The following is a 9,436-nucleotide window of genomic DNA, read 5'->3' as shown; positions in this document are numbered from 1 at the left end:
GGGCCTACACGGTGACGCAGAACGCGCCGATCATGCATGTTGCGGGCAATGACGAGAACAACCAGGCCTTCACGGTCACCTACCGGGTGACGGACAGTGACGGCGACACGGTTGACGGCACGCTCGACATCGATGTGGACGACGACACGCCGACGGTCGTGGTCAATGACACCAACCTTGACTCCTCCGACAACCCGGCGACCTACAGTTCGGGAGCTGAAGGGGACTGGACCAACGCTCCCGGCGCCGACGACTTCGGGTCGCTGAGTGTGACGTTCGACAGCTACCAGATCGACCTTAACGGTACTGTCGCGACAACCGGGATCAACAGCAGCTTCTCGCAGACCGGGACCTATACATTTGACGGGTCGATCATCGACGATTTCAACGGCGATGGTGTCGATGACACAGTGGAGTTCACGCTGACTTTCAATCTTGACGGAACCTACGACGTCACCTTCACGACGCCGCCGGAATCCGACAAGACGTTTACGACGGAAGGCGGAACGCTGGATTCCGGCGGGCCAGACCCGGTTCGAACCCTGGATCTTGCGGGTGGAAACGGTGAGCAGGTCGTCTTCTTCGCGGTCGATCTGGTCGGCGGGGTTCCCATCGACCCGACGCAGTATGATCCTCCGTACGCCGCGCTGTCCACGGATCCGATCTATCCGGACGAGCCGACGTCACCTTCCGCTCTCGACCTGACGGAAGCGGATCTCCAGCCGAACCAAAGCGATCCGACCACTTGGCAGAGCTATCTGGCCGAAGGCTTCCAGCTGAATATCAGCGGCCAGGGGATCGGCAACAAGAACAACAACTTCGAGGGTGGTGAATCCTTCATGGTGAACCCGATCGACCAGACTTTCGATGGGCCCATCGAAATCGTCAGGGTCTATATCGCGGGATCGGCGACCGATTTCATAGACGGCCAGGACGAGCTGAGCTACCGCGTCTACTACGCGGACGGGACGATCAGCGACTTCGGAGCAAACTCCATTTCCGAAGCCGATCTGACGGCCGGGCCGGGAAACACGCGCTACTTCGAGATCGGCGAGGAGGATGGACCGGCCATCGACGCGGTCCAGCTCTGGATGGAAGAAGGCAAGATCAAGGTCCCGGTGATCGAGTTCGAGGTTTCGGAGACTTTCAATCCCGAGTCGCTCGATCTCGATTTCACGGCGACGCTGTTCGATGACGACGGCGACAGCAGCGTGGACACGTTCACCGTTGAAGTCGAACCCGACCCCATCGTGTGACCTGCCAAGCGGGCCTGCCGTCCTGCGGCGGGCCCGCCTTTCTCATCGAAATGGACCCGTTCGCCATGTCCTCGCATTCCAAAGACACCCGCCTCAAACAGGTTCTGAGCGCCATCCGGCGGCAGTTTCCCGTTCTCGTGATCTTGAGCTGCCTGCTCAACCTCCTGCTTCTGGTGACAAGCATCTACATGTTGCAGGTCTACGACAGGGTGTTGTCGAGCGGTTCGATGGATACGCTTCTCTGGCTGACACTGATCGCCGTCTTCGCTCTTACGATATACAGCGTTCTGGAGCGGTCCCGGCGCATGATCCTCGGGCGGATGGCCGGCTGGCTGGACAGGGAGCTCAACGCGCCGATGCTGCAGCAGGCCATGGAGGTGCGGCTGTCCGGCAAGGAGGCACGCGCGGGCACCCGCGATGTCGCCGACCTTCGAAAATTCTATGCGGGCGATTCCGTGCTTGCCCTTCTCGACGCACCCTGGAGCCCCGTATTCATTGCCTTCATCTGGCTGCTGCATCCCGTTCTGGGAATTGTCGCCACAGGCGGCGCGCTGATCCTGCTGGTGCTTGCCCTGACGAACGACGCGCTGACGCGGCGGCGCCAGAACATGGTCGCCGCAGCCACGAAGTCCTATCAGGAAGCGGCGATGCGCTATGTCGATGCTGGTGAAACGATCAGCCCGCTTGGTATGGCCCGGGCCGTTTTCGACCGCTGGCGCGAGCGCCAGGCTGAGGTCGTGAGCGAACAGGTGCTGATAGCCGACAGGACGACGACCATCCTGGCGATATCCCGCGGACTCAGGCTGATCCTGCAGGTCGTCATCCTGGCGGCCGGGGCGCATCTGGTGCTGCTCGGGGAAATCACGGCAGGTGCCATGATCGCCGCGTCGATCGTCATGAGCCGCGCGCTTGCGCCGATCGAACGGGCAACCGGTGCCTGGCGTGGACTTGTTGCCGCAAGGCAGGCACGAGCCAACCTGAAGGAGCTTTTTGCCGGCGTGGAAAGCCGTGGCGGCGAACATGTCTCGCTGCCACGCCCGGAAGGCAGCCTGTCTTTCGAGAACGTTTTCTATCTGCCTCCGGGCCTGGAGCATCCCGTTCTCAGCGGGATCGATCTGGAGATAGAGCCGGGAGAGAACTGCGCCGTGGTCGGACCGTCGGGAGCCGGCAAGTCGACCCTCTGCCGGCTGGCCGTCGGCGCCTGGCAGCCGACCCGGGGCCATGTGCGCCTCGGTGGCGCCGACGTCTACGACTGGGATCCGGAGGAGCTCGGACCGCATATCGGCTACCTGCCGCAGCTGGTGGACCTTCTGCCGGGTACCGTCGGCCAGAACATCGCCCGTTTCCAGGCGCTCGACAGCGAGGCGGTCATCCGGGCCGCCAAGCTTGCCGGCATTCATGAACTCGTCCTGTCGCTGCCCGACGGTTATGAAACCGAAATCGCCCTGCATTCGCGGCGCATTTCCCTTGGCCAGCGCCAGCGACTTGCACTGGCGCGGTCCCTCTACGGCAATCCGGCCCTGGTTGTGCTCGACGAACCGAACGCGAATATGGACGAGGCCGGAGACCGGGCGATGATCGAGGTGCTGACCCGGCTCAAGAAGCTTGGCACAACTGTCATCATCGTCACCCATCACGTGTCGATGATGTCGTGTTCCGACAAGGTGCTTGTGCTGAAGGAAGGCGCAATTGCCGCCTTCGGACCGCGCGATCAGGTGATCCGCCCGGTGCGGCCCGTCGAGACCAAACCCGCAACACAAGCGCAACCGGTCACCGGGTCGTTGCAGCCGGCCATGGCCGTGCGCGGCAAGCGCCATCCGACGGCGGAGTGAAACCATGCCAGATCTCAAGAACTTTCTCACCGACATGACCGTCTGGTTCGTCGAGGCGGCAGCCTGGGGGGAACGGCTGTTTCTTCTGGCGCTGGATGCCTTGACGACCGGGTATGCCGTGCTGGCCGCCGAAACGCGGGTGCAACTGATGCGTCTCGACATCGAGCCGACGGAAACGAACATTTCGATCGCGATTTCCGTGGCCGGAGTTCTGGGTCTCTTCCTGCTCTGGCGGCTCTACCGCCTGATTGTGCCGAGACGCTCGATAGATTCCCTGGCAACGCTCGAGGCAATGACGCGTAATCCGCGGCGCCTGGGAGTTGCCGCCTTTGCGCTCTTCGTGCTGGTTTTCAGCGGCTGGTCCGCCCTTGCGCCGCTGGTCGGCGCGGCCATTGCCCCCGGTGTCATCAGTCCCGACGGATACCGCAAGACCGTGCAGCATCTGGAAGGCGGCATCATCAAATCCATCTATGTGCAGCAAGGCGACAGGGTCGAAGCGGGAGACCCGCTGATCAAGCTCGATGACACGCGCGCCAAGGCGCTGGACGGCGAAATCCGGGAACGGCTCCGCTACATTCTCGCAACCACCGCCCGGCTCGAGGCGGAACGGACCGGGGCGCCCGACATCGATTTCCCCGATCTCCTGTTCGAGCAGCAATCGGCCGAGTTGCAAAAGCTGATGGAAGGGCAGCGGCAACTGCTGCGCAGCCACCGGGCAACGCATGAGGGACGCATCAATATCCTGAAGTCGCGTGTCCGTCAGCTGGAGGAGCAGAATGCGGGCCTCAGGGAAGTTATTGCGGCGGAAGACCGCCAGATCGCGCTGATCGAAGAGGAAATCTCCGATGCGCAGGACCTTCTCAACAAGGGGCTGGAACGTAAACCCAGGGTGCTGGCGCTGAAGCGTTACCGCGCCGACATCTCCGCCGAAAAGGCAGGCAACCGCGCGAAGATCGCAGAAAACGCGCAGGAGATCGGTGAGACCGAATTGCAGCTGCTCGCGATTGCCGAGGAACGGCAGGAAAAGATCAACGAGGAGCTTGCCAACACGCGGCGGATCCTTGCGGAGCTGAACAGCCAGTTGCCATCGCGGGAAGACATTCTCAAGCGCACGGTTATCCGCGCGCCGGTCAGCGGTACGGTGATGAATGTCCGGGTCACCACGGAAAGCGGCGTCATGGAACCGGGGCAGCCGCTGGTCGACATCGTTCCGGAAGCTACGGCAATGATCATCGATGCCCGCGTTCGTCCGACCGACATCGAACGGATCCGGCCGGGTATGTCGACGCGCGTGATCCTGACCGCCTACCGGCAGCGGACCTTGCCGCTGATCCACGGCAGGCTGCGCTCGATCTCCGGCGATGCGATCGTCGACGAGCGCACGGGCGACAGCTATTTTCTGGCAAAAATAGAGGTGGTGCCGGAAGACATTGCCGGTCTCGATGACGTGAAACTCATACCCGGCATGCCGGCTGAAGTGATGCTGATCGACAGCGAGCAGACACTGTTTTCCTATCTCGCCTCGCCCATCCTCGACAGCGCCCGGCGGCGGTTCCGCGAGAATTGAGCGCACGGACGAAACGGTCCCAGACACCTGAAGCTGGGAAAGTGCAGCTCTTGTCCTAGTTTACAACAATCAGGAGGAGAGCATCATGCAGCCGGTTTCTGTCATTGGACTTGGTGCAATGGGTTCGGAACTCGCACGAGTGCTGCTCGGCAAGGGGTATCCGCTGACCGTCTGGAACAGATCGGCAGAAAAGGCGGCCCGGTTGCAGAAAGCCGGCGCAAAACTTGCTGCATCTCCGGCCGCCGCCATTGCGGCCAGCGAAGTCACCATCACCTGCATCCGCTCCCATACGGATACGCGCCGGTTGCTGGAGGAGGATCCGTCCGTCCTTGCAGGGAAGACCCTCATAGAACTCAGCACGGGTGACGCTGCCGAAGCGAAATCCATGCTGGAATGGATCAGGGCGAAGGACGCGGACGGCCTCATCGGAATGATTTCCGTGTTTCCGAAAGACATCGGCAAGGCGGACAGCGCCATTCTCGCGGTCGGAGACCTTGAAACCTGGCACAAGTGCGAGGCTGTGCTGAAGGCGCTGGCCGGAAAGTCGGCGCTTGTCGGCAAGGATCCGGTTGCGCTGGCGGCAATCTATGCTTCCCTGGTTCTGCCCCGGCAGGGTTTCATGTTCGGGATGATCTATGGTGCGCTGATTTGCGAGCGGGCGGGAATTTCGATGGATGCCTATGTCGACGTGCTGCCACTGACAATCAGGATCGTTGACGACTACTACGATCTCTTCGCCGCCACTGTTCCGGAAGGCAAGTTCGGCGACCCGCCAGCTTCTCTGGGTGTCTATCATGCAGCCTTCGAGGACGTTGTGAAGACCTGCCGGGCACTGGAGGCTCCGGACGAACTGCCCCGGCTGCTGCGCGACCTTCTTCAGCGGGGCATGGATGCGGGCCTGTCGGAACAGCAGGTAACGTCGCTCACGAAGCTTCTGGGAAACGGGCCCCTTGCGAAATCCGGGTCCTGATGCCGGATGGGCATTTGCAAGAGGCGTTAGCCGAATGCCGCTAAAAACACACTTGTGTAAACATCTTCGACCAACGCCGCTTCCCGCTCGCCCTGCCGGTAAAGATTGCTCAGTCCCGGTGCCGCGTTCACCTCCAACACCATGGGCGGCGATCCGTCCGGCAGGATGAGATCGACACCCGCGTAACGCAGTCCGAGGGTGATGGCCGACAGGGTCGCTGTGGAGCGCACTTCCTGGGAAAGCCCGTCGGTGACAATCCTGGCCGTTCCACCGACGGAGAGATTGGCAACGGGCATCAGCGAAATGGCGCTGCCCGCTTCGGGAACGCTCTCAAGGGTCAAGCCCTGCCGGGCAAGGTGGGAAGCGATACGGCTGTCGGCGGGATCGATTTTCACCTTTGCAGCAATCAGCTCGGAAATGCGGTTCCTGCCGTCGCCAGTGACCGCCGGTGCGTGCCTTTCCATGGCGCACAGGACGTCACCGTCCAGAACGATCACCCGCAGCTCCGTCCCGCGAACCTCTTTCTGGACCAGCAGGTGTTCGTTCGTTTCCGCGAGGTTTTGCAGCGAGGGCAAGAGCTCCCGACGGCTATCGGCCCGCGTCACGCCCTGGCCTTCCTGTCCGATGTTCGGCTTCACGAAGACCGGAAAGGATCCGGTTTTGATGAATTCAAGAAGGTCGGGCGGCAGGTCTCCGCTTTTGCGGATGTCGGCTGCGAAGACGAAACAGGTATCGGGCACGCCAATGCCTGCCGCTTTCAGGAATTTGGCCGCATAGGCCTTGTCGTCGGCGATTTCAGACGCGCCCAGGGAATTGAGGTCGAAATGGGTGCCCTTGAAGAACCAGCGCTTGCCGGAGGGACCTTCAACCAGTCCGGCATGGCCGTAGGGGTCGCCGGCCGTCAGACGCAGGCCGTTTTGCGTGCAGTATTGTTCCAGCAACCGATAGACGACCGACCGTCTTCCTGAATGGTCCGTCTCATCCATGAGGGCTTGGGGCTCAGTTCTTGTCCTGACGGGCGTTCGCCAGGTAATCGATCTTGAAAAGGTCCGGATTGGTCGGACCGTTGGAGACGACATTGTAGACGGCAACCGACGTGTCATAGCCCTGCTGGTCCGTGACGGTCCATTGTTTCAGGGCATAGTCCTTGGCATCGAAGATCAGCGTCAGCGTTCCGGAATTGAACTTGGTCTTGTCAAAGATGGTGACGGTGATCAGGTCTTCCTCCACCAGAACGTTGGTGACGTTGGTGTCCTTGCGAAGGTCGATCGAGTCGGACAAGAGGAAACGCAGCGGGGTCTGGCCGAGCGGCCAGATATCCTGTGTGTTCAGCTTTCGGTCGCGCACGGAGACCGACTTGCCGTCGGCAACGATGTCCAGAACGGAGGGCTTGTTGTAATAGAAGCGCACCTTGCCGGGCCGGGCCATGTAGAACTTGCCGTCCGACTGGCTGCCGTCCGGGCCGAACTGGATGAAGTCGCCATGCATGGTCTTCACGGAATTGAAATAGACGTTCAGGTCCTTGAGCGTCTTTTCTTCCCGCTCGCTGAGTGCCTGGGCCGGTAGCAGAGCCGTCAGGGACAGGGCGGCAGCCAGTCCCGTGGCAGCTAGAGGCTTGACCAGGCGTTGAGCGAGGCGTTTCAGCATGATGCAAAGTCCTAAGTCGTTGGCAGCGTATCTCATTATGCCCTAGCTAATGCCGCTGTGTGGCAAAGCTTTGGCAATTTTACGCTAAAACTCTTCCTCAACCCCGTTTTGCACGAGAATCTCGCGTTTACCGGCATGGTTGGCGGCGCTGATAAGGCCCTCCTGTTCCATGCGCTCGATCAGGGAGGCGGCGCGGTTGTAGCCGATCGACAGGCGCCGCTGCACGTAGGAAGTCGAGGCCTTCTTGTCGCGCAGGACGATTGCCACCGCCTTGTCATAGAGATCGTTACCCTCGTCGCCGCCTGCAAGGCCTCCGCCGTCATAGGGGCTGTCGGCCTCATCGTCTTCTTCCGTGACGGCTTCCAGATACTGCGGCGTGCCCTGAACCTTCAGGTGCTTGACGATATCCTCGACCTCGTTGTCGGAAACAAAGGGACCGTGGACGCGCTGGATGCGGCCGCCGCCGGCCATGAACAGCATGTCGCCCATGCCGAGCAGCTGTTCGGCGCCCATTTCGCCGAGGATCGTCCGGCTGTCGATCTTCGAGGTGACCTGGAAGGAGATACGGGTCGGGAAGTTGGCCTTGATGGTACCGGTGATGACGTCCACCGACGGGCGCTGTGTTGCCATGATCAGGTGGATGCCGGCGGCACGGGCCATCTGGGCAAGGCGCTGGATCGCCCCCTCGATGTCCTTGCCGGCCACCATCATCAGGTCGGCCATCTCGTCGACGATGACGACGATATAGGGCATTGCCTCCAGCGGCAGCGTCTCTTCCTCGTAGATCGGCTGGCCGGTCTCGCGGTCGAAGCCGGTCTGGACGGTGCGGGTAAAGCTTTCGCCCTTTTCCAGCGCCTGCTTGATGCGGGTGTTGTAGCCGTCGATGTTGCGCACGCCCATCTTGGACATCTTCTTGTAGCGGTCCTCCATCTCGCGGACGGTCCACTTCAAGGCGACAACGGCTTTCTTGGGATCGGTCACGACCGGGGTCAGAAGGTGCGGAATGCCGTCGTAGATGGACAGTTCCAGCATCTTCGGGTCGATCATGATCATCTTGCACTGCTCCGGCGTCAGCCGGTAGAGCAGCGACAGGATCATGGTGTTGATCGAGACGGATTTGCCTGAGCCGGTGGTCCCGGCCACCAGAAGGTGCGGCATGCGGGCAAGATCGGCAACGACGCTCTCGCCGTTGATGGTCTTGCCGAGCGCCAGCGCCAGCTTGGATTTGGATTTCTCAAAGTCCTGGGCGGCCAGCAACTCGCGCAGATACACCGTCTCGCGGCGGGCATTCGGCAGTTCGATGCCGATGGCGTTCTTGCCCGGGATCACCGCCACACGGGCCGAGATCGCGCTCATGGAGCGGGCGATGTCGTCTGCAAGGCCGATGACGCGGGAAGACTTGATGCCCGGTGCCGGTTCCAGTTCGTAGAGCGTCACGACCGGACCGGGACGAACTTCGATGATCTCGCCGCGCACGCCGAAGTCCTCCAGGACGCCTTCCAGGATGCGGGCGTTCTGTTCCAGGGCGTCGGCGGAGAGGCCGGGCACCTTGCCGGCGGCTTTCGGTTCGGCCAGCAGCCGCAGCGGCGGCAGCTCGTATTCCTCCGGCGCACCAAGGAAAGAGGGCTGGGCTTCTTCGATCGCCCTTTTGCTCTGTTTCGGGCGCGGTGCCGGCGGGATGACGCGGCCGGACAGGGCCGCGGCGGCATCTTGCGGCCGGGGGGCGGGTTCGGGCGCCGCTATGCCCACCGGAACGGCCGGCCGGCCGGCAACCGGTCCCTTCTCGGCAAGCAATTCCTCCGGGGAAAAGCTTTCGCCGTCCTCGCCATAGGGGTCTTCGGCATAGGGTTCCTGCGCGTCGCCGCCGGTATTTCCCTCGGGGTCGTACAATTCGTCGAGCCCGTCATCGTCTTCCGGCATCAGGCGTCCGGCCAGCGCCCGGCGGAAGGCCTTCAGGCGGCTGCCCTGAACCTCCTCCTCCGGTTCGTAGTCGCCTTCGTGGTCATCGTCGTCCCAATAGACCTCGTCCTTCTGCCGGGTCCGCCGGAAGCCGGTCAGGCGGCGCGCCGCGGTGTGACGCCGGATGCGGTCGTGAAATACCTCTTCACGTCCGGCTCGACAGGCTCGCCCAAGGCCGTCATCAACACCAACCGCATGATCTGCG

General features: G+C 62.0%; 7 protein-coding genes. 4 read left to right on the top strand and 3 right to left on the bottom strand.

Features of this window, described 5'->3' with window-relative positions; translation table 11 throughout:
- From ACQY7U_RS16510 to ACQY7U_RS16495, 4 genes are all read left to right on the top strand, one after another.
- Window positions 1-1,256: hypothetical protein (locus ACQY7U_RS16510; protein ID WP_428646531.1), on the top strand; the 1,256-nt coding region annotated here is incomplete at its 5' end.
- A gap of 65 nt (window positions 1,257-1,321) precedes the next feature.
- Window positions 1,322-3,088, top strand: a complete 1,767-nt coding sequence (locus tag ACQY7U_RS16505) for a type I secretion system permease/ATPase (RefSeq protein WP_428646529.1) — start codon at window positions 1,322-1,324, stop codon at window positions 3,086-3,088.
- Window positions 3,089-3,092: 4 nt separating this feature from the next.
- Window positions 3,093-4,655 (top strand): HlyD family type I secretion periplasmic adaptor subunit, encoded by a 1,563-nt coding sequence (locus tag ACQY7U_RS16500; RefSeq protein ID WP_428646526.1) that lies wholly within the window; start codon window positions 3,093-3,095, stop codon window positions 4,653-4,655.
- 85 nt (window positions 4,656-4,740) lie between these two features.
- Complete coding sequence (locus ACQY7U_RS16495; protein WP_428646523.1) at window positions 4,741-5,625, top strand: NAD(P)-dependent oxidoreductase; 885 nt, start codon at window positions 4,741-4,743, stop codon at window positions 5,623-5,625.
- A gap of 26 nt (window positions 5,626-5,651) precedes the next feature.
- Here the strand turns inward: ACQY7U_RS16495 and ACQY7U_RS16490 are convergent, their stop codons facing one another.
- The 3 genes from ACQY7U_RS16490 to ACQY7U_RS16480 all read right to left on the bottom strand — a co-directional run.
- Window positions 5,652-6,611 carry an ATP-dependent carboxylate-amine ligase gene (locus ACQY7U_RS16490; RefSeq protein WP_428646521.1) on the bottom strand — a complete coding sequence of 320 codons (960 nt, stop codon included), beginning with the start codon at window positions 6,609-6,611 and terminating at the stop codon, window positions 5,652-5,654.
- A gap of 13 nt (window positions 6,612-6,624) precedes the next feature.
- Window positions 6,625-7,272 (bottom strand): outer membrane lipoprotein carrier protein LolA, encoded by a 648-nt coding sequence (locus ACQY7U_RS16485; protein WP_428646518.1) that lies wholly within the window; start codon window positions 7,270-7,272, stop codon window positions 6,625-6,627.
- An 84-nt stretch (window positions 7,273-7,356) separates the two neighbouring features.
- The coding region (locus ACQY7U_RS16480) for a DNA translocase FtsK (protein WP_428646515.1) at window positions 7,357-9,436 on the bottom strand (2,080 nt) is incomplete at its 5' end.

It is taken from the genome of Roseibium sp., assembly GCF_050301095.1.
Lineage (GTDB): Bacteria > Pseudomonadota > Alphaproteobacteria > Rhizobiales > Stappiaceae > Roseibium.
This window is presented reverse-complemented; position numbering and strand designations above follow the sequence as displayed.

Coding starts and splice junctions, on each gene's coding strand:
- ACQY7U_RS16500 (WP_428646526.1), top strand. CDS start 3,093: ATGCCAGATCTCAAGAACTTTCTCACCGACATGACCGTCTGGTTCGTC.
- ACQY7U_RS16490 (WP_428646521.1), bottom strand. CDS start 6,611: ATGGATGAGACGGACCATTCAGGAAGACGGTCGGTCGTCTATCGGTTG.
- ACQY7U_RS16485 (WP_428646518.1), bottom strand. CDS start 7,272: ATGCTGAAACGCCTCGCTCAACGCCTGGTCAAGCCTCTAGCTGCCACG.
- ACQY7U_RS16495 (WP_428646523.1), top strand. CDS start 4,741: ATGCAGCCGGTTTCTGTCATTGGACTTGGTGCAATGGGTTCGGAACTC.
- ACQY7U_RS16505 (WP_428646529.1), top strand. CDS start 1,322: ATGTCCTCGCATTCCAAAGACACCCGCCTCAAACAGGTTCTGAGCGCC.